Below are 20,185 nucleotides of genomic sequence, written 5' to 3' on the forward strand. Positions count from 1 at the left end.
ATTGTCCGCGACCTTGAACTCGACACCGACATCCCGACAACTGCGTTATGCCGCCAGCCGGCTCTGAACCTCCACTGCCTGCTGCGGAGCCCGGGTGGCGGCCAGCCGCTTCGCCAGGTATTTGGCGTCCCGGCACACGCCGGGGAGGGTATCCGACGCCGCCGCGAAGATGAGGTCTTTCCCTAGCAGGTAGAGGCCCGGCAGGGCGTCCACGATCCCGCGGTGCTGCTGCTCCCGCCAGTTCGCGGGCAGCGCCGGGATGTCCAGCCACGGGTAGGCCTCGGTGAAGCCGGTGCACCAGATGACGTTTGCCACCGGAGGGCGCTGACCGTCGTCGAGTATTACTGCGCCGTCCTGGACTCCGGTGACCCGCGGTACCAGATGGACGCCGGCGGCGCCCAGGTCCGCGAGCTTGGTGCGGATCAACGGCGACGCCATGCCAGCCATCTTGGGCAGCACCTTGCGCCCGACCGGCGTGTTCGTGTTCAGCACGTGCATCCCGGCGAAGCGGACCACAGGGATAAAGAAGCGGGCCGCGGTCCGGCCGTGCCGGAACGGGATCTCGGCACTCGGCTTGCCGGCCAGCCAGGTTTCATGCGTGCGGCTGGTCTCCAAGGCGATCTCCGCCCCGGAGTTCCCCACCCCCACCACCAGGACGGGACCGGGCTTGAGCTGGGCAGGGTTCTGGTAGTCGCGGGAGTGGAGCTGCACGACGTCGGACGGCAGGTCCGCCGCAAAGCCCGGTGTCTTGGACAGCTGGCAGGCGCCGGTGGCGAGGACAACGTTCGCCGCCGTCCAGTGCTGCGTCCCGGCCGTGACATGGAACCGCTGCCCGTCGTGGCTCAGCCGGGTGACGGCCGTGGTGGGCCGGACCGGCAGGTGGAACCGGGAGGCATAGTCCTCCAGATAGTCCGCCTGCTCGTCCTTAGTGGGGAAGGCGAGGGGGTCGCCTGGAAAGGGCTGGCCGGGCAGGCCGTTGTACTTGGCGGGCGTGAACAGCCGCAGCGAGTCCCAGCGGCTCCGCCACGCCTCGCCAACCCGCGTGCCGGCGTCGAGGATGACAAAGTTCCGGTGCTGCTGCGCCAGGTAGTAGCCCAGCGCCAGGCCGGACTGTCCGGCGCCGATGATGACGGTGTCGACGGCGGCAGTGCCGACTTTGCCAGTGCCGACGACGCCGCCGGTGTCAGTTGCTGGGGTGGTGTTCATGGTGGTGTCTCCTTGGTGTTGCAGGTGCAGTGGGGTGGTTATGAACACTCCGGAAGCGCAGGTACCAGCAGGGCCTTGAGCAGCATGGACAGATAGCTCACCGCGAAGAGGCCGGTGGAAACCATTCCTGCGAGCACTGAAACGTTCATGCCAATAACGCTATTTTTCGTCGCGTCGCAGCGAATCGGGCGAATCACCCATTTCCCATGGGTCGGGGAGAACTCGGGAATGGGTAATTTTATGCAGGGCGGGAGGTCAGACGAGTCCGTGCTGGTAGGCGTAGGCCGTGACCGCGGCCCGGGAGGTCAGGCCCAGTTTGGTGAAGATATTGCTCAGATGCCGGGCCACTGTTTTTTCGCTGATGAACAGCTCGGCAGCGATGTTTCGGTTGCTCAGTCCGGCGGAGACGAGCTGGACCACCTCGGTTTCGCGGGCGGTGAGCGGCCCGGCGTCGGCGGCGTGATGAGCGTCGTTCTCGGTGGCTGGCACCGGGGTTGTCCGGGCGTCCGGCGCAAGGGGCGCCGATTGCTCAAGCTCCGAAAGCGCCGGCGCGGCGCCCAGCTCATAAAATACTGCCCGGGCTGCCTCACGCTCCAGCTGGGCGGATTCCTCATCGCCGAGCGCGGTGAACAGCCTTGCCATGAGGGCGCGGCAACTGGCCGCTTCGAACGGCGCGTCGAGGCTGAGCCAGCGCGACCACGCGCGGCGAGCCAGGACCAGGGCAGCCGCGGGATCGCCTTCGTGGAACAGGACGGAGGCCTCCGACTGCTCGGCGAGGGCGTGCAGCATGGGCCGGTCGATCGAGGCGCACAGCGACGCCAGCTCCTCCATGGCAGCCCGTGCTGCCCGTGCGTCGCCTGCTGCCACTTCGATCTCCACCCGGGCGGYGAGCATCTGGCGCCGGTAGGTGGGGTCGGCGCCGTCCATGGTCTGCCGGAGCAGGGACTGGGCCTGGTCAGGCCTGCCTTGAGCCAAGCGCAGGAGCGCCAGCCCGGGCTGCGGCGGGAAACCGGTCTCCTGAGCGTGCACGTAGGAGGCCTCGGCGGCGTCGAAGTCGCCCCGGAGCCGGTGGATTTCGCCCTGTTCGTAGAAGCCACCGTAGGTGGCCATATGGTCGCCGTGGAAGGCGAGGTCCTGCGCGGTTTTGGCAGCGTCGATCGCCTCGGTCCAGGCGCCGTGCAGCCGGTACAGCTCGGCCCGGTGCATCTGGCACTGGCCGCTGAAAGCCACCAGGTTCTGTTGCGCGTCGCACCACCGGTCCAGCGCCCGCGTCCACTCGTGGGCGCGGCGCAGGTCGAAGGCCAGATGGCAGGTTTCGATCATTGCGCAGTAGATGATCCCGGCGGGGATGGGGGAGATTTCCCCGACGGTGACGGCGACCATGGCTTCGTCAAGCAGGGCCAAGCCGCCGTCGAACTCACCCAACATGATCTTTGCCTGCCCGAGGCCCAGAGTACCGAGGGCCGCCGAGTCAGCGTCGCCGCGTGCCCGTCCGAGGTCGGCGGCCCGGGTGAAGGCTTCCGCGGCGGTGGCGCCGTTGCCTTGGTAGAGGGCGTCCAGCCCGGCAGGGATGGACAGCAGGCCCTCGAATGGGCAAGGCTCGGGCAGGTCCTCGACGATCCGGTGGGCGCGGGCGAGCCAGCCGGCGCTGCGGGCCGGTTCGCCCAGCAGGATGAGGTTCATCCCGGTCCAGACGGCGCAGCGGGCGGCGGCGGAGTAGTCGCCGTCGGCGAGGTATTTCAGGTGCGCCCGCGCCAGGATGTCCACTCCCTCGGAGCCCCGGCCGGTGAGGATGACGGAGGTGGCCAGCTGTTCCAGATCGCTGGCCGGAAGTTCGGCGTCGTGGTCGGCAGCGGTGTACTGCCCTACAGCGTCCGGCCAGCGCCGTTCGGCGTACGCTTCCCGGCCGTGTGCGAGTGTGGACATCGCGCCTCCCCGTTCCCGGCGGCGGGTCTGAGCCTGTGGGCGCTGCCCGGCCCGGCACTCGCGGAACCGGTGGTGGGCGGCGCGGCCCGTCATCTGCTTTTCAGGCTACCGCCGGGGTTAAGGGGCGGCAAGGTGCGGGGACCAAGCGCCAACGGGCCCGAGTATTTCACCACGACGGCGGCGCCTGAGGTGCGCATGCCGGCCGCCTCAGGGGTACATGAGGGAGCCGGGAGTGCTGAGGAGCTCGCCGGTTTCCAGCCAGGTCCTCAGGTGGGAGTCACTTGGTCGAGGAGTTTGAACGCGCCGCGACCTACCAGGCCTGGATCCATGAATACAATCACCATAGATCCAGGGCCGCACTGGCGGATTCTCACCTACCAGCCGCGTTCACACCTCCCGAAGAGGTGCAACCACAGAGGAGTAAGCGATGACCAATATCGAGAGCATCACGCTGGAGGCGGAGCTCGTCGGAGACGACGCCACGCGTGACATTGCGAAGGCGGTCAGCGCTCGTCACTCGATCGCTCGCAAGTACGTCATGAGGCTACGCCGGCGGCATCCGGACGCCACACCCGCTGAGGTGATCCAGATGTTGGAGCGTCACTACGGAACCTCGATCACTACTGCTGGTGCCCTCATCAGCGCCGGCGCGATCGCGGCTGATATTGGTATCGCGATGATTCCAGGAGTCGGGGCGGCAGCAGCCGGCATGAAGAGTGCGGGACAACAGGCCGCCAAGAAGACTGGCAAGGAAGCCGCCAAACTTGCCGCAAAGAACGCTGCGAAACTCGCCGCAAAGAACATGGCGCTGGGTACTGCGAAGAACGGTGCACAGCGAGCCGCTGCTCTCCTTCCCGCAGGCGATGAGCAGCTGCAGTTCGAGATCACCGCGGTTTTCGCGCTCGCTGTTGCCGATATTCACGGAATGGACCTCGACAATGACCAGGCTCTCGCCCTTGTCTACGGACTCTCGAACGAACGCGTGAGCCAGAAGCAAATCGCAACGATGGCGACGGACATATCGAGTGCGTCGGCTGAAGGCGTTGTCGGTGTTGGCAATAGGATCGCTGCTGGCCGCACAGACTGGTCGCACTGGGCGAACACGCTCGCGGACACTCTCCCTGGAGGCGCCGCGCAGAGTTTGGTTCGGACCATGCAGACGGGTCAGCTGGACGCCGTGCGCGAAAACTTGAGTGGAAAGCAGCAGGCAACAATTGAATACGGAGTTGGAGCCTTGGCTGGAGGAGTCCAGCGCTTCGTGTTCGGTCGCGAAGTCGTCGTCGCAGCCCGGGCAGCGTTCGCCGACGCCCCAGACATCTTCCCCGAACATCTTGCCGTTCCTGTCGAGGCTGACGCAGAGGACGGCGACGCCGAACCCAACCGGGCTCTCGCGGCTTTGGAGGACGCGGCGAAGACGGCGGGAAGCTGGATCGGCGATACTGCCAGCACAGTCGGAGGCGGCGTCGCAACGAGCGCTGTGGCAGTGGGCGCCGGGGTGGCAACCGCAGCCGACACGGTAACGCGCGCGTTCCGGAGCGTGGACATCGACGGGGACGGGATCCCTGATGAGCCCCAGGCCCTCAAAGCGGTCAAGGGCGTCGGCGGCGCCATCGCCGGTACGGCAGGCTCGGTCGGCGGGAGCGTCGCAGGGTTGTTCAAACGGAAGAAACGCGGCGAACAGGCGGGCGGGTCTGAGGCCGGCAGCGAGGAATTGGTCGAGAAGTAACCCCGGTCCAGCAGAGGTCATTCAGCTGGGCCACGTCGTTACGTAGCCGGCCAACCTCTGGCCCCGTTGCGCGCTCGCAGTCTTTGCACACCTAGGTGGGACGCCTCGTCCTAGTCGGCCTTGTCCCCGACTTCTTCGTCGCACGATGCAGACGAGCGACACAACGGCCCTCTAGGTGTACTGCCCAGGGACGTTGGTTCGGTGAATGTGATGACTCGCTGGAGTCGTTGACCTAAAGGTGAGGACCTCCGGTTGCACAGTGGAGTTGCTTAGACAACCGCTGCAGCGACCAGGAGGTCCTCAATGTCCCACGCTAATGCCGCTTTGACTCCACGCCAACGTTTGCGCGTCGCGCGTCTGGTCGTAGACCACGGCTGGCCGGTGTCCCGGGCTGCCGAACAGTTCAACTGCGCCTGGCCCACGGCCAAACGGTGGGCGACCCGCTACGCCGCGATGGGTCAGGACGGCATGGCCGACAGGTCCTCGCGCCCGCACCGGGTGGCGAACCGGACACCGCAGCAGCTGGTGCGCAAGGTAGTGCACCTGCGCTGGAAGCAACGGCTGGGGCCGGTCGCGATCGGCGCGAAGCTGGCCATGCCGGCCTCGACCGTGCACGCGGTTCTGGTCCGGTGCCGGCTGAACCGCCTGCACCACGTGGACAAGCGCACCGGGGAGGTCATCCGCCGCTATGAACATGAGACTCCTGGAGCGATGATCCACGTCGACGTGAAGAAGCTCGGGAACATCCCCGACGGCGGCGGCTGGCGCTACGTTGGGCGGCAGCAAGGAGACCGGAACCGGGCAGGAACCCCGGACAAGGCGCGCAGCAGACACCGCGGGCCACTGATCGGGACCGCCTATGTCCACACCGTCATCGACGACCACTCCCGGGTCGCCTACGCAGAGATCCACGGCGATGAAACAGCGGCCACCGCAGTCGGAGTGCTCAGGCGTGCAGTGTCGTGGTTTGCCGCCCGCGGCGTCACCGTTGAGCGGGTCCTCTCCGACAACGGCTCGGCCTACAAATCGCACCTCTGGCGGGACACCTGCCGTGAAATGAACATCAAGGCCAAGAAGACCCGCCCCTACCGGCCGCAGACCAACGGCAAGATCGAACGCTTCCACCGCACCCTCGCCGACGGATGGGCCTTCAAGCGCTTCTACGCCACGGAATCAGCCCGCAGAAACGCCCTCCCGGCATGGCTGCACCACTACAATCACCACAGGCCCCACACCGCAATCGGAGGCCAGCCGCCCATCAGCCGCTTAACCAACCTCCCTGGGCAGTACATCTAGGGGAACCGAGTTTTCGTCAACTCCAACATCCGGAGCTGGTAATCGGAGAACAATAAGACCGGTCGTGGCGCTCGGAGTAGTCGTTCATGTTGGCCGTCGGCTTGCCGCAATTAGGACACGGCCAATGGGGGCCTTCGCATGATCGACTGTTGTGACCTTCAAATCCGCATTTACCACAAGCCATGTCGACACCCTAGTCCGGAACTTAGCAGCACGGCAACTAGCTAGTTGGCCTGCCCGGCGAGCTACCTACCGGCGCATCGCGTCAATCCCAGACAGTGACGTGGCGTAGCCGCCAGGCTCTATCGCCGACCATCACTCACGTGCTGTGACGGAGCTCCACCGGGTCGGGGTCTGACCTCAGAAACTCTGATCATCGTGATTGGTGAGGCCGTCGCTCGCCTAAGCAACGACACGACAAACCAGCAGATGAGGGTGGGTAACGGGAACAACAAGTTAATCTGCTAAGTGACGTGGCTGAACTCAAATTCCATGTAAAGTGCCCAACTATAGCCATGTGGGGTCTCGCGGCGTCGCCGTCTTCCATCTGGTCTTCACGTCTACGCTCGGGGGATGATGTCGTGTCAGATGGCTTGGTAACTGGGCTCCTGCCAGTGCTTGGCAGGTCCCTGGAGTTGGGTTTCAACGTCTTTGACATCATGCACCACGGACTCCACGAAAAGCAGATCTCGAATGTCTTCAGGTGGTTGTTGGACCCCGAACAGACGCACAACCTGGGCGACCGTTTCCTGCGGATCTTTATCGACGAGTTGAATCGGGTTTCGGTGGGGAGCGAACCGCTTCCGCATGGCAGCTACTTGGTGCGTCAGGAGGTGAACACCGCTGTGGACGGGGCGGGAGCGGACATCGCCGACCTTGTCCTTGAGAGCGAAGCTGCGGTCGTCGTCGTCGAGAACTATTTCATCTCCGACGGTCACGGACACAGCTACAGCGGCTACCTGGCGTTCAGCGTACGGGACGGCAGGCAGGGTACTGTCGTTCTCTTGTGTCGCGATGAGGATGCGTCCTTGCAGACCCTGGGGTGGGAGAACGCCGCGGTCCTCACGTATGGCAAGTTGGCCGAGCAACTCCTGGAACAGGTCGGTGGCGACAGGGCCTACCAGCGGAAGAACCCCGATGCCTACGCGTTCATCGAACAGTTGCACGGTAGGTTCGTTAGAGGAAAGGGCCTCGTGGGTGACCAGGAGCTGATCAACTTCGTAGTTGCCATGTGTGATACCGGGGAGGTACGCAGATATCAGGAGCAGCCGCAGGAAGTAGCCGCCAAGCGCTTTGCTGATGATCTTGCGGTACAAGCGCGGGAACGGTTTGGCGAGGGCCGCGACCTCCTCCAGCGAGTCAAGGGGCGCCTCAGCGCCTTCAGCGAGGGACCGCTCAGACGCCAACTCAACGCGACTCGGGGCGAGGGGTTTGTGCGCGGAGTCGACGCGAGATTAGCGGGGATATACCAGTGGACCATCAACATCGACGTGAAAGAAGAACCGAACGACGTGGGCCGGTCGAGGCTTCAACTCAAGTTCGGGCCGTCCGCATGGTTCGCCAACGAACGGGATCCGAGCTGGACCCGAACGGTCGAATCGGGCCAGGCGGACTACTCACGATTGTTCCTTACGCGGGCAGGCGTCAAGGAAGTCCGTCAGTCGACCGTCAGTATCCAAGACGTGCTTGACGGCCTCGGACCCGCCGACCCTAGGCTTCACGACGAGATTACCGGGTTGCTCAGAGACAACTGAAGGCTACCGGCCCGGAGAACCCCTCGGCTGGTCGGCACTTTCAGCGAGTCAAGGGGCGAAGAGGGACCTTGGGGTGCTACACGCCAGCAGGTCGCGGGCTGTGGCGAGGTCCCAGGAATCCCAAACACTCCCGCAAGCTAGCGCAACGGGTGTTCCTCGGGGGAAACGTGGGCGGCGCGGAGGCGACGGCTTTAGTCGCGCAACACCCACGCCGCGTTGTTCGGCTGCAGCCAGCCGTCCTCCGCCAGCGGGGCGGCGCTAAGCAGCACGGTTCCGGCCGGCAGTTGCACCGGCTCGGTGCCCATTGCGACGGCGACGAGGAAGTGCTCGTTGTGTTCGCAGATGAGCAGGTTTCCGGCCTCGACCCGCCAGTTGCCGCCGTCGTCCGCGGTGAAGACCTCGTTCTTCCACAACTGCCGGCGCAGCTCCAGCGCCGCTTTGGTCAGGTTCAATGCGGACTGTGGGTCCTGCTGCTGGCGCTCGATGGCGTGGATTCCCCAGTCGGCTGGGATCGGTAGCCACGGCTCGCTCGCGGAGTCGGCATGCGAGAAGCCGTGGTTCGCCGCCGGGTCCGCGGTCCATGGCAGCGGCACGCGGGCGCCGTCGCGGCAGACTCCGCCGCGGGCCCACATTGGATCCACGCGGGCGTCGACCGGGACGTCGACCTCGGGCAGGCCCAGTTCCTGGCCTTGGTAGATGTACGCCGCACCGGGTAGTCCGAGCAAAGCCACGAGGGCTGCCCGAGACCGGATGCTGCCGAGCTCGCCGCCACCGAAGCGGGTGACGGTGCGGACGATGTCGTGGTTTTCCAGCGCCCACGTGGGGGCCGCGCCGTGGAGCTGCCGGGCGGCGTCGAGCTCGTTGCCGACGGCGGCCCACGCCTCCGGGTCCCAGCCGAGCTTCACGAAGGCGAACGCGAAGGCCTGCTGCATCTCGTCGGCCCGGGTGTACCGGGCGGCGCGGGCCGGTTCCAGGTTGACCTCGCCCACCAGCAGCCGGTGCGGCTCGTATTTCTCGGCGAGGGTGCGCCAGCGGCGGTAGACCTCGTGGACGTCCTCCTGGTCCGAGACCTGCGGGTTGGATCGCAGTCCGTCCACCACCCCGCCCGTGGAGGGCGAGTCCGGCAGCCCGTCAGCCTTGAACAGCGCATGCGCGACGTCGATGCGCAGCCCGTCCACGCCCTTGTCGAACCAGAAGCGCAGCACGCCGTCGAAGTAATCGCCGACGGCGGGATTGCGCCAGTTCCAGTCCGGCTGGCCGGCCGAGAACAGGTGCAGGTACCAGTCCGTGTCCGTCGCCGAACCGGGGTTGGCGCGGCTCCACGCGCGGCCGCCGAAAACGCTCTGCCAGTTGTTCGGCGGGACGTCGTCGCCGGAGCCTTCAACAAAGTGGAACATGTCCCGCTCCGGTGAGCCCGGGCCGGCCGCGAGGGCTGCCTGGAACAGCGGGTGCTCGGAGGAGCAGTGGTTGGGGACGACATCGAGCAGGACCCGCAGGCCCAGCCCGTGCGCCTTGGAAAGGAGCGACTCGAACTGTTCCATGGTGCCGAACAGCGGGTCCACGCCGCAGTAGTCGGTCACGTCGTAGCCCTGGTCCACCTGCGGGGAAGGCTGGAACGGGGTCATCCAGATGCCGTCAACGCCGAGGGCGGCGATGTACGGCAGCCGGGCGATCAGCCCGGCGAGGTCGCCCACGCCGTCGCCGTCGCCGTCGGCGAAGGAGCGCGGGTAGACCTCGTAGATGACGGCGGATTGCCACCACTCGGGGGCCGGCGCGATCGTGGATTCCTCGACACGGGCCGGAACAGCGCTCATTTGCTCGCGCCCGCGGTGAGGCCTTCGACGATCCGTCGCTGGAAGATCAGCACTATAATGACCAACGGTACGGTGACGATCACGCCGGCGGCCATCTGCTCGCCGAAGGGCGCCTGGAATTCGGTGGCGCCGGTGAACTTGGAGATCGCCACGGTGGCGGTCTGGATCTTGGGGTCGTTGATCATGGACAGCGCGATGATGAATTCGTTCCAGCTGTGGATGAAGGTCAGGATCGCGGTGGTGAAGACGCCCGGCGCGGCGAGCGGGAGCAGGACCCGGCGGAACGCCTGCCACTTGGTGCAGCCGTCGATCATCGCGGCTTCCTCGAGGTCGAACGGCAGGGCCTTCATGAACGTGGTGAGGTTCCAGACCGCCAGCGGGATCGCGAAGGACAGGCTGGGGACGATCATGGCCTGGTAGGTGTTGATCCAGCCGAGGTCCGTGAAGAGGCGCAGGAGCGGCACTACCACGGAGATGCCGGGGAACATCGACGTCGCGATGATGACGCCCAGGATGGCCGACTTGAAGCGGAAGTTGAGCCGGGAGATCGCGTAGGCGGCGAAGACGCCGAGGAGCAGGGCGAACACCGTGGTGGTGCCGGCCACGATCAGGGAGTTCAGCAGGGCCTGGCCGAACATGGTGGAGCCGTCGAACACCTTGGCGTAGTTCTCCAGCGAGAACGGGGCCGGGAGCAGGGTGTTGTCGAAAATGTCGGCGGTGCGGCGGAGGCTGGAGACCAGCATCCAGTAGAACGGCGCCAGGCAGTAGGCGAAGATCAGCGCCAGGCCAAGGTACACCGAGTAGGAGCGCCACGTGCGCGGCGCTTTCGGCTTTACGGGGCGGCCGACGGCGGCGCTTGCGTCGGGCGCGGCGGCGCCGGCGGCGCTCGGTGCACCGGAGGACGTGGCGGCGTTGCGGAGGTCGGAGATGGTCATCGGGTGGCCTCGGCCTTCTTCTGTTCGGAGATTGCCTGGTCAGTGTTCGCCTGGGTGCGGGTCGCCTTGGTGCGGGTCTTCTTGGAGATCAGCGTCAGCTCCTTGGCGCCGGTGACGTCGGCGCCGAGCACCCTGACGAAGACGATCGCGACGACGGCGACATACAGGAAGAGCATGATCGCGAATGCGGAGGCGGAGCCGTAGCGGAGCTGGTTGGATTCGTCCCAGGCCAGCATGGAGAGGGTTTCCACGGATTCCTTGCCGGGGCCGATCAGCACGAAGGGCAGGTCGAACATGCGAAGCGCGTCGAGCATGCGGAACAGTACTGCAACCAGCAGGGTGGGCTTGACCAGCGGGAGAGTGATGGAGCCGAGCTGGCGCCACCAGCCGGCGCCGTCGATTTTGGCGGCCTCGTAGACCTCGCCGGGGATGACTTGCATCCCGGCCAGGACCAGGAGGCCGATGAACGGGGCGGTCTTCCAGACTTCGGCGATGATGATGGCCGCGCGGGAGGCGTTGCCCTCGGCGGTCCAGAGGATTTCGCTGCCGAGCAGGGTGTTGGCGATGCCGTCGGACTGGAAGATCCAGCGCCACAGCAGGCCGGAGACGGCGGTGGGGACGGCCCAGGGCACCGGGATGCTGGCGCGCAGGAAGGACCGGCCGCGGAAGGCGCGGTTCATGGCCAGGGCCAGGCAGAGGCCCAGGACGGTCTCGAGGAACACGGTGGTGATGGTGAAGAAGGTGGTGTTGCCGAGCGCGTTGAGGAAGCGCCGCCCGGTTTCGCCCACGAAGAGGTCCGCGTAGTTGGCCAGGCCCACGAAGGATTCGACATCGGCGACGAAGCCGTCCGCGTCCAGGCCGGATTCGGCGCGGTAGAGGGACTGGTGCACCGCGGCGAGCAGCGGGTACACGATCACCAGGGCCAGCACCAGGATGGTGGGGGACAGGAGCAGCGCGGCCATGCGGCCTTCGCCGGGGGTGCGGGTGCCGCGGTTGCCGCGTTTGCGCGGGCTGGCTGGTTTGGGCGTGCCGGTCTGCGCGCCGGCGGGCGGGGCGGTCGTCGTCGTCATTCTGGGAACCTCACTGGGGTTGCAGCTGCCGGGCCGGCCGGGGTGAAGCGGCCGGCCCGGCGGTTGCTATGGGGCGGAGTTACTTGGCGGAGAGCTCGGTGAGCTTGGCCTGCATGTCGTTCAGGGCCGTGTCCGTGTCCTTCTTGCCGGTGATTGCCGCGTATGCCTCTTCCTGGATGGCCTTGGTGGTGGCGCCGTACTGGACCACCTTGGGGCGGGGCTGGGCGTTGTTCAGCGAGGTCAGGAGGGTGGGGAAGAACGGGCGCTTGGCGACGACGGCGGGGTCCGCGTAGAGGGACGCGTACGCCGGGGCGCGGGAGGACAGGGCGAGGCGCTTCTTGGCCTGCTCTTCGCTGGTGAAGAACTTGATGAACTCCAGGGCGGTGGCCTTGTTGGCGGTGAAGGGCGAGATGGCGAGGCTGCGGCCGCCGAGGGTGGAGACGCCGGGGCCGTCGGTGCCCGGGATGGAGGTGATGCCGAACTTGCCGGCCACCTTGCTGGAGCCGTCCGTGGCGCTCAGGGAGGCGTGCAGGAAGGGCCAGTTGCGCAGGAAGACGAGCTTGCCGTCCTGGAACGCGCGGCGGCCCTGCTCTTCGAGGTAGGTGATGGCGTCGGAGGGGAAGAGGCCGTCCTTGAAGCCGTCCACCAGTAGGTTCAGGCCTTTCTTGGCCTCGGGGGTGTTGACGGTGGGCTTGCCCTCGGCGTCCACCACGGTGCCGCCGGCGGAGGCCACGGCCTCGGAGAAGTTGACCGTGAGGGCCTCGTTCTTGTCGAACTGGCCGGCGTAGCAGGACATGCCCGCGGCCTGGGGGAGGGCCAGGATGGCCTTGCAGGCGGTCTTCATTTCGTCCCAGGTCTTGGGCGGGGCGGCGATGCCGGCGGCCTTGAGCAGGTCCGAGCGGAAGTAGAACAGCGCGCCGTCGGTGTAGTACGGGGCGCCGACCAGGGTGTCCCGGTACGTGGCGGCGTTGACGGTGGCGGGGATCATCTTGTCCGTGGGCATCGCGTCCGCGGGTAGCGGCATGATCCACTTGTTCGCGGCGAATTCGGAGGTCCAGACGACGTCCAGGTTCAGCACGCTGAAGGTGTCCGACTTGATCTGGGCGTTCTGGATGAGCTGCTGGCGCTGCTGGTCCGCGGAGTCCGGCAGTTCGATGAACGTGACCTTCTCCTCCGGGTGGGCGGCGTTCCATTCCTCGATGGTCTTGTTCGCGGCACCGGAGGCGTCGCGGTTGGAGACGTAGTTGATGGGGCCCTTGCCCTCGAAGGACGCGGCGGCCTTCGGGGCGCTCTTCGCTTCCGTGGCGGTTCCGCCGCAGCCGGTGAGGGCGACGGCGGCGACGGTCAGGGATGCGGTGGTGGCGAGAAGGGTCTGCCAGGTGCGGCGGCGCTGCCTCATGTGTTGCTCCTTGTTTCTGGGGTTGGTGCGGGTGGTTTGGTGCATGCGGAACTGCGGCGATGATTGCCTGGTGGCACGGGGGAGTGCCGGCTGTCGCCGTGGGTGGGTGTGGTCTGTTGGGCCTAGCTGGTTGGAGCTTGGCTGCGGGGCGGGGCTGGCGCCGTTTGATGCGGCGGCCCGGTGGAGCCGCGCTCGATCAGCCGGTGCGGCATGATCTTCGGACCCAGGTCGCGGGAGCGGAGCAGCTTTTTTACGGCCATCCGTCCCATTTCCTCAAGCGGCTGCGCCATGGTGCTCAACGGCGGGTTCACGTGCAGGGCGGTGGGGGTGTTATCGAAGCCGAGGACCGAGACGTCCTCCGGCACCCGGAGACCGCGCCGCTGCAGTTCGTTGACGACGGCGGCACCCATCTCATCGCTCATCGCGAAGATGGCGGTGAGCCCGGGATCCTGCTGCAACAGGTCGTCGACGCCGGGTGCGCCGCTTTCGTAGAAGAAGGTCCCGGTGGCGGTGACCGGGGTGCACTTGGCCTCGGTCATGGCGCGGAGGTAGCCGCGCTTGCGGGGCTGGGCCACGTAGATCGACGCCGGATCCCCGGCCAGGAGGCCGATGCGCCGGTGGCCGAGCCGCAGCAGGTGACGGGTCGCGTCGTAGGCTGCCTGCTCGTCGTCGATGGCCACGCTGGGCGAGCCCGAGTTGTCACTGATGGCGACGGAAATGATGGGGACGTTGGGTCCCAGCAGCTGCCTGGTCTCCGGCGTGATCACCGCGGAGATGAGGATGACGCCGGCGGCCCGGTAGGTGCGCAGCGTGCGCAGGTAGCCGGCGATGTAGGCTGACTTGGCGCCGGTGCGGCCGAGCATCACGGCGTAGCCGCGTTCCTGGGCTTCCTCCTCCACGCCCTGCATGACCTGGGAGGCCAGGGCGTCTGAGACCATGGGTGCGAGGAGCCCGATCACGGACGTCTGCCGGGTCTTCAGGCCCCGGGCGAGGTAGTCCGTTTCGTAGCTGAGGCTCTTGACCGCGTTCTCGACGCGTTCCCGCGTTTCGTCGGAGTAGCCGACCAGTCCGTTGACAACCCGGGAAACGGTGGCCGGAGAGACGCCGGCATGCTTGGCGACATCGCGGATGGTTGCCACTGTTCCTCCTCCCTGAGGGTGCCTTCGTTGTCTGCTGCTTGCGCTACGTAATCGGTTTCGGAAAACGGTTTACGTAAACGGTTTCGCTAGGTGCAGGATCAACAGTAGGGGGTGGTTTCGGGATCGCGTTACGTTTCGTAAACGAGCCAGCCGGTCCGGCAGCAACCGCGCGGGTGGTGCGCCGCAAAGATTGGTTAATGAAATCAGTCGCAACACGAGGTTCCCCGAACCTGGGTAGGTCAGGGCCGGTCTTCGTTTTGGCAGGTGAGAGCCACTTTTGGTCAAGGAGTTTGAACGCGCCGCGACCGACAAGGCCTGGATCCATGAATACAATCACCATGGATCCAGGGCGGCGCTGCCAAATTTTCACCTTTCAGCCGCGTTCACACCTCCCGGAGAGGTGCAACCACAGAGGAGTAAGCGATGACTAATATCGAGAGCATCACGCTGGAGGCGGAGCTCGTCGGCGAGGACGCCACGCGTGACATTGCAAAGGCGGTTAGCGCCCGTCACTCGATCGCTCGCAAATACGTCATGAGGCTCCGTCGCCGGCATCCGGACGCAACGCCCGCTGAGGTAATCCAGATGTTGGAGCGTCACTACGCTACCTCCATCACCACTGCTGGTGCCCTCATCAGCGCCGGCGCGATCGCGGCTGATATTGGTATCGCGATGATTCCTGGAGTCGGGGCGGCAGCAGCCGGCATGAAGAGTGCGGGACAACAGGCCGCCAAGAAAACTGGCAAGGAAGCTGTCAAACTTGCCGCAAAGAGCGCTGCGAAACAGGCCGCAAAGAACATGGCGCTGGGTACTGCCAAGAACGGTGCACAGCGAGCCGCTGCTCTCCTTCCCGCAGGCGATGAGCAGTTGCAGTTCGAGATCACCGCGGTTTTCGCGCTCGCTATTGCTGATATTCACGAAATGGACCTCGACAAAGACCAAGCCCTCGCCCTTGTCTACGGACTCTCGAACGAACGCGTGAGCCAGAAGCAAATCGCAACGATGGCGACAGACCTATCGAGCGCGTCGACTGAAGGCGTCGTCGGCGTCGGCAACAGGATCTCAGATGGCCGCACGGACTGGTCCCACTGGGCGAACACGCTCGCGGATACCCTCCCTGGAGGCGCCGCACAGAGTTTGGTTCGGACCATGGAGACGGGTCAGCTGGACGTCGTGCGAGAAAATTTGAGTGGAAAGCAGCAAGCAACGATTGAATACGGAGTTGGCGCCTTGGCGGGAGGAGTCACGCGCTTTGTGTTCGGTCGCGAAGTTATCGACGCAGCCCGGGCAGCATTCGCCGATGCCCCGGACATTTTCCCCGAACATCTGGCCGTTCCTGTGGAGGCTGGCGCCGACGACCGCGACTTCGAACAAAACCGAGCTCTGGCAGCAATGGAGGACGCCGCCAAGATGACGGGTAACTGGATTGCTGGCACTGCCAGCACAGTTGGAGGCGGCGTCGCAACCAGCGCTGCGGCAGTCGGCGCCGGGGTAACAACCGCAGCGGACACGGTATCGCGCGCGTTCCGGAGCGTAGACATCGACGGGGACGGAATCCCAGACGAGCCTCAGGCTCTCACCGCGGTCAAGGGCGTCGGCGGCGCCATTGCCGGTACGGCGGGCTCGGTCGGCGGAAGCGTAGCGGGGTTGTTCAAACGGAAAAAGCGCGGCGAACAGACGGCGGGCGGGTCTGAGACCGGCAGTGAGGAAGCGGTCTAGAACTAACCCGGAGGTTGCGCGGCTGCGGAACGCGGTGGAGTTGAGAGCCCTTCCGTCCAGTAAGCGGTGCAGTCCAGAATCACTGAACTGTGTCGGGCTCCTTAGACATGCAGGGAACTATCCGGCTGGTTCATCGTGGAGAAGCCCTATCCCATCGGACGGCTTAGCCGCGTCACGGTATGGAGGGCACACTCGCATAAGCTCGCACCCGCAACTTCTAAGACCGGTGGGCGCGCCATTATCGGCTGGCCCTTGCATACATATATGGTTCGAGGGGACTTGACACGGCGATCTGTCGTGGCCGTTCAACCCCGCAGAATTCTGAGGGTATCGACGTCGAACGAAACTGGAGACTGAATCGTCGTGAACTTTTTCAAAGCAGTCATGAAATTCTTCAAAGCACGCGTTCTGCTTTGGCCCGTCATGCTGCTCATCGTGCTGCTGGTTGGGGGAGCGGCCGCCGCATTCGCATCCGGTGGACTCAACGCCCTCGCCCTCAAGGCCCTGTTCAGCAGCAGCTCCAGCGAACGTGATTCCCAAGTGGTTCAGGCCGTCACGCGCGTGCAAGAGGTCGCCCTGCTTAGCCTTCACATCGAGGGTGTCACGAGGCATGAAAGCAATGGAGAGATTCTCGGCGTGGCTATACCCGCGAGCGAGAAAACGACGCTGATCCAGTACAAGTTCGACGCAAAATTAGGCGTCGACGGGTCACAGGTGAAGATCGAACCCACCGGGCCAAAGTCGTTTCGGGTGGCCATCCCTCAATTTATTGGCATCGGCTTTGATGATCCCGTGTTCGAGGACGCCCTCGAGAGCTCCAACCCGCTTGGCATGCTGGCGGCCCCAGCCGTTCAAACTCGCATGATGAACAACGTTCTCAGCGACGAGAACAAGCAGAAGTACGTCACCCAAAACGCAGCAGCGCTGAAAGAGCAGGCCAAGGCGTTCTACTCCGGAATCATCGCAAGCGTCGATCCCGAAATCACCGTCGACTTTGAGTTCGCAGACTAAATACCTGCCACGCCAAGTCCTCGCGCAGGAACCCGCGGTGGGGTGGCTGCTATGTCCGGAGCGGTGACTTTTACGCCGGAGTATGCCGGTGAGCCGGCTGGAGGGGGAACCCGCCGCCCTCGCCACCGCGTAAGATACCCCTTTCTGTCAGATCGTCCGCCTACAGTGCTTCCATGACTCCCGACGAAACTGCCCCCGAGCAGACGACGAAACGCGCTGCCACGCGCAGATGCCCGATTTGCGGCAGCGAGGCCTGGCGGATTGTCTACGGGATGATCATGCCCTGGGATCGCGAAATAATGCCGAAATCCGAGTTCGCTGGTTGCATGATCGTGCTAGAAGAGCGCATCTACCCCGCCACGGGCAAAGTCGAATTGGGTACGCCCAAATGGGCCTGCCAGAACCCGGATTGCCGTCACCGCTGGTGGTGAGGATTAGCTGATCCGGTACACCTTCCCCAGCGCCGGCATATGGATCAGGGTTTCGACGACGGGCCGCCCGGTGATGGACTCCGAAGGTCCTGAAGCATGACTGGCACTACCGGCAACGAGTTGCCTGGGCGATCATGCTGGGTCAAGCGGCGACAAAGTCAAGAAGAACACTTGCCCTCAGCGATCGACGGGCGTAGCCGGCGCCCAAGTCTCGGCCCGAGACAGGGCTACCTTGAGGTCCCGCCCGCCGGCCTCCTCCAGCAAATCCGAGTCGCCGACAACCACCAAGAGACTTCGAGCCCGGGACAGGCCAACGTAAAGCTGCTCGGCCGCTCGGCTTAGATCTTTGAAGCCGTTGACACACAGCACGATCACCGACCGTTCCAAGCCCTTGAAGCCCAGAACATGGCCGTAGAACTCACTTTCGTTTGCATGGAACTCGCGCCAGTAGTCAGCAGTAGTGCCGTTCTCAAAAAATTCCTTATGGATTGGGTGGCGGTCCTTCGTCGTCAGCATGGCGATCTGGTTGTTCGCCCAGCCCTCCTCAATCAGGGCATCGATGCAGTCTCCCGCGACGTCGAGGGCGTCCTCGGTGGCGCACTGAACGCGCCGGACTGGCAGCCCCGTGCTGCCCCGTGGCGTGAAGTGATCGCCGGCAAAGGATTTGAATGTTTCGGCGATCTTCCTAGTGTTGCGCAGGTTCTCGTCGATGTGGATCGTCACCAGGTCTTCCAGCGGGCTTTCGCCATCCGTCGACGGACTGCCCCAGCGCCGGTAGACGTCCTGGTGGTCGTCCAGGAAGGCGTAGATCTCGGCGTCGTCCGTGGTGGTGGCAAGCAGCGCTTCCCACCACAGCGGGGCGAAGTCCTGAGCCTCATCAACGATGATGGCATCCAGCCGCTGCTGAGGCTGAAGGCGGACCGCTAGGTCCTTGAGCAGCTGCGGCAATTCCTCTTCGAAATAGGCCGGTCCCGTGCCATCCGGCACCCCAAGACGCCGGGCATATTCGTGGAACTCACCTGTAAATGCCGGCTGGGCACTACGCCAGGTCGAAACCCGATCCTGCAGGTACTGGCTGAGTCCCTTGTTGTAGCTAAACAAGCCGAGCCGTTTCCCCTGTTTGCAGAGCAGACGGGCTTTTTCCACGGCCAACCAAGTCTTTCCGCTTCCCGCGCCGCCGGTGAATCGGATCCTTGGTAGCGATCGCGTGGCCTTTAGCAGCACCGACTGCCGCTCGGTGAGATGATCCTGGACATCTTCCAGCTCTTTCGGGTCCAGCAGTCTGGCGCCGTCGTGTCCCAGCGTTCCGTTGAGCACGCGCACGATGCGCTCCATGAACACCGGCGCCAGCGACGAGGCGCCGCCGCCTTCCCGCTCGATCGCTGTCCGGACCAGTTCGGCCGCCGACGCCGTGTCTGCTTTGTCGAGGACCAGCGAGCGTGGGCAGCCCGCCATCTCCCAATCTCGGGGCACATCGGTGTAGGGGAAGCTGACCATGTAGGCAAAGCGGCTCGTCAGAGGCGTCCCCAGCTGGCGGCCAATCCAGTGTTTGAAGGCGTGGAGCGAGCCCTGAGACTGCGCAACGGGACTCTGAACCCTGTGCGACCCGGACCTGTCGGACTGCAGCCACTGACCATTTTCGACGGAGATGAGGCCGCCCTTCACCTCAATGGCAGCCATGCCGACGCCGGGCCACAGGACGAGGATGTCGATCTCGTGTTCTGCCCGGCCGTCCCTCAACTGAACCGAGTGGGCAAGGACGACGTCGTCCGGAAGGCTGTTTTTCAGCGCGTCCCAGACCGTCTTCTCCGCCACTTGGCCATCGCCGAATACGGGTTCCGCCGGAATGTATTTCATCGGTGCTCCATCAAATAGGACTTTGGCTAGGCAGCGTTAGCAAGTGTCTGCACAATACCGTTCAACGCGTCATCAAGTGTGACGCCGACGTCCGGACCGGGCCCGGACGGAAAATCGCCGGTATGCCACTGAAGCTTGCTTGCGTCGTAGCAACCCCGGCCGTATCTCAAACCTTCGAGTATCTGGTGACCGGCTTCGACGTGCGGGATTCCGTCCTTGTACCCGTTCGGAAAATCGTTGTCGGGAGCAGACCAGCGATTCTCGTTTAGGTAGCCAGCATCTATGGGCCATTTGTCCGCAGGTAGATATTTCTCGGACACAATCTCAAACCAGACCCCGTCGGCGCCGGGAACTGCTTGGGCATAGGGTGACAGGCCTTCGGCGGCGTCGTCAGCGTACTGAATGCTGAGGAACGAGCCGAAGTGGCCCCGCTGATTCAGCCATGGTTGTTTGTATCTGACCAGCTCGATGCCTTCGTGGGCAGCTGCTTCCAGGAACGAGTTTTCACAATCTCCGACGGACATTCCCACATCCTAGGGCTCCTTGACGACAAGAATGTCGGTTGGCCTTTGTCAGCCCACCCAGTTTCGTTGTCAGCAGTGGCCCACACGGCGACCACGACTTGGAGCGAAAGGACCTACCACAACCGGTGACGGCAAACGGCTGGGAAAACCGGGCTAGGCTCGCAAAGGCCTAAGACCCACAGCCAACATATGCGGGGCAGGCCCAGACCATTGGCAGAGGCCAAGCATCGCCCTTGAGATTCAGGCTGTCGACCATGGCTATGAAGACGTGTGGCTCAGTTATGAATGTGTCTATCAGACGCGCAGCTGAGATCAGTCAAGAGTTCATCAGCGAGTCGGCCTCGCGACGGGCCCTCGGCAACCCGAGTCGAGACGCGG

The 20,185-nt window shown here is 64.7% G+C and carries 15 protein-coding genes; 6 read left to right on the forward strand and 9 right to left on the reverse strand.

What is annotated here, in order from left to right:
* Positions 1–45 precede the first annotated feature (45 nt).
* Positions 46–1,206 carry a flavin-containing monooxygenase gene (locus AC1D1A_RS16705; protein ID WP_476948228.1) on the reverse strand — a complete coding sequence of 387 codons (1,161 nt, stop codon included), beginning with the start codon at positions 1,204–1,206 and terminating at the stop codon, positions 46–48.
* Between the two features lie 255 nt (positions 1,207–1,461).
* On the reverse strand, positions 1,462–3,132 hold the full coding sequence (locus AC1D1A_RS16710; RefSeq protein ID WP_476948229.1) for a helix-turn-helix transcriptional regulator: 1,671 nt from the start codon (positions 3,130–3,132) through the stop codon (positions 1,462–1,464).
* A 427-nt stretch (positions 3,133–3,559) separates the two neighbouring features.
* On the opposite strand from AC1D1A_RS16710, the gene AC1D1A_RS16715 reads away from it, so the two are divergent.
* From AC1D1A_RS16715 to AC1D1A_RS16725, 3 genes are all read left to right on the forward strand, one after another.
* Positions 3,560–4,858 carry a hypothetical protein gene (locus AC1D1A_RS16715; RefSeq protein WP_476948230.1) on the forward strand — a complete coding sequence of 433 codons (1,299 nt, stop codon included), beginning with the start codon at positions 3,560–3,562 and terminating at the stop codon, positions 4,856–4,858.
* 303 nt (positions 4,859–5,161) lie between these two features.
* Positions 5,162–6,154: an IS481 family transposase gene (locus tag AC1D1A_RS16720; protein ID WP_476948231.1), complete on the forward strand. Its 993-nt coding sequence runs from the start codon at positions 5,162–5,164 to the stop codon at positions 6,152–6,154.
* A gap of 473 nt (positions 6,155–6,627) precedes the next feature.
* The gene (locus AC1D1A_RS16725) at positions 6,628–7,908 is read left to right on the forward strand and encodes a PD-(D/E)XK nuclease family protein (protein WP_476948232.1); all 1,281 of its coding nucleotides are present in this window, start codon (positions 6,628–6,630) and stop codon (positions 7,906–7,908) included.
* A 191-nt stretch (positions 7,909–8,099) separates the two neighbouring features.
* Here the strand turns inward: AC1D1A_RS16725 and AC1D1A_RS16730 are convergent, their stop codons facing one another.
* From AC1D1A_RS16730 to AC1D1A_RS16750, 5 genes are all read right to left on the reverse strand, one after another.
* Complete coding sequence (locus AC1D1A_RS16730) at positions 8,100–9,722, reverse strand: alpha-amylase family glycosyl hydrolase (protein WP_476948233.1); 1,623 nt, start codon at positions 9,720–9,722, stop codon at positions 8,100–8,102.
* Positions 9,719–10,657, reverse strand: coding sequence for a carbohydrate ABC transporter permease (locus AC1D1A_RS16735; protein WP_476948234.1), 939 nt, complete (start codon positions 10,655–10,657; stop codon positions 9,719–9,721). Before AC1D1A_RS16735 ends, AC1D1A_RS16730 begins: the two co-directional genes overlap by 4 nt.
* Complete coding sequence (locus tag AC1D1A_RS16740) at positions 10,654–11,727, reverse strand: carbohydrate ABC transporter permease (protein WP_476948235.1); 1,074 nt, start codon at positions 11,725–11,727, stop codon at positions 10,654–10,656. The genes AC1D1A_RS16735 and AC1D1A_RS16740 overlap by 4 nt, the downstream gene beginning before the upstream one ends.
* A 79-nt stretch (positions 11,728–11,806) precedes the next feature.
* Complete coding sequence (locus AC1D1A_RS16745) at positions 11,807–13,126, reverse strand: ABC transporter substrate-binding protein (protein ID WP_476948236.1); 1,320 nt, start codon at positions 13,124–13,126, stop codon at positions 11,807–11,809.
* A gap of 122 nt (positions 13,127–13,248) precedes the next feature.
* Positions 13,249–14,265 carry a LacI family DNA-binding transcriptional regulator gene (locus AC1D1A_RS16750; protein WP_476948237.1) on the reverse strand — a complete coding sequence of 339 codons (1,017 nt, stop codon included), beginning with the start codon at positions 14,263–14,265 and terminating at the stop codon, positions 13,249–13,251.
* Between the two features lie 423 nt (positions 14,266–14,688).
* Between AC1D1A_RS16750 and AC1D1A_RS16755 the strand changes: the two genes are divergently transcribed.
* The 3 genes from AC1D1A_RS16755 to AC1D1A_RS16765 all read left to right on the forward strand — a co-directional run bounded on the left by AC1D1A_RS16755 (position 14,689) and on the right by AC1D1A_RS16765 (position 17,426).
* Positions 14,689–15,984, forward strand: a complete 1,296-nt coding sequence (locus AC1D1A_RS16755; RefSeq protein ID WP_476948238.1) for a hypothetical protein — start codon at positions 14,689–14,691, stop codon at positions 15,982–15,984.
* Positions 15,985–16,347: 363 nt separating this feature from the next.
* A complete protein-coding gene (locus AC1D1A_RS16760) occupies positions 16,348–16,995 on the forward strand; it encodes a hypothetical protein (RefSeq protein WP_476948239.1) in 648 nt (215 codons plus the stop codon).
* A 173-nt stretch (positions 16,996–17,168) separates the two neighbouring features.
* Positions 17,169–17,426 carry a hypothetical protein gene (locus AC1D1A_RS16765; protein WP_476948240.1) on the forward strand — a complete coding sequence of 86 codons (258 nt, stop codon included), beginning with the start codon at positions 17,169–17,171 and terminating at the stop codon, positions 17,424–17,426.
* Positions 17,427–17,603: 177 nt separating this feature from the next.
* Here the strand turns inward: AC1D1A_RS16765 and AC1D1A_RS16770 are convergent, their stop codons facing one another.
* Positions 17,604–19,283 (reverse strand): nuclease-related domain-containing DEAD/DEAH box helicase, encoded by a 1,680-nt coding sequence (locus AC1D1A_RS16770; RefSeq protein ID WP_476948241.1) that lies wholly within the window; start codon positions 19,281–19,283, stop codon positions 17,604–17,606.
* 26 nt (positions 19,284–19,309) lie between these two features.
* A complete protein-coding gene (locus AC1D1A_RS16775) occupies positions 19,310–19,807 on the reverse strand; it encodes a hypothetical protein (protein WP_476948242.1) in 498 nt (165 codons plus the stop codon).
* Positions 19,808–20,185: the final 378 nt, after the last annotated feature.

Source organism: Arthrobacter sp. P1_B9 (assembly GCF_056406495.1).

Coding starts and splice junctions, on each gene's coding strand:
- AC1D1A_RS16705 (WP_476948228.1), bottom strand. CDS start 1,206: ATGAACACCACCCCAGCAACTGACACCGGCGGCGTCGTCGGCACTGGC.
- AC1D1A_RS16715 (WP_476948230.1), top strand. CDS start 3,560: ATGACCAATATCGAGAGCATCACGCTGGAGGCGGAGCTCGTCGGAGAC.
- AC1D1A_RS16720 (WP_476948231.1), top strand. CDS start 5,162: ATGTCCCACGCTAATGCCGCTTTGACTCCACGCCAACGTTTGCGCGTC.
- AC1D1A_RS16730 (WP_476948233.1), bottom strand. CDS start 9,722: ATGAGCGCTGTTCCGGCCCGTGTCGAGGAATCCACGATCGCGCCGGCC.
- AC1D1A_RS16735 (WP_476948234.1), bottom strand. CDS start 10,657: ATGACCATCTCCGACCTCCGCAACGCCGCCACGTCCTCCGGTGCACCG.
- AC1D1A_RS16740 (WP_476948235.1), bottom strand. CDS start 11,727: ATGACGACGACGACCGCCCCGCCCGCCGGCGCGCAGACCGGCACGCCC.
- AC1D1A_RS16745 (WP_476948236.1), bottom strand. CDS start 13,126: ATGAGGCAGCGCCGCCGCACCTGGCAGACCCTTCTCGCCACCACCGCA.
- AC1D1A_RS16755 (WP_476948238.1), top strand. CDS start 14,689: ATGACTAATATCGAGAGCATCACGCTGGAGGCGGAGCTCGTCGGCGAG.
- AC1D1A_RS16765 (WP_476948240.1), top strand. CDS start 17,169: ATGACTCCCGACGAAACTGCCCCCGAGCAGACGACGAAACGCGCTGCC.
- AC1D1A_RS16770 (WP_476948241.1), bottom strand. CDS start 19,283: ATGAAATACATTCCGGCGGAACCCGTATTCGGCGATGGCCAAGTGGCG.
- AC1D1A_RS16775 (WP_476948242.1), bottom strand. CDS start 19,807: ATGTCCGTCGGAGATTGTGAAAACTCGTTCCTGGAAGCAGCTGCCCAC.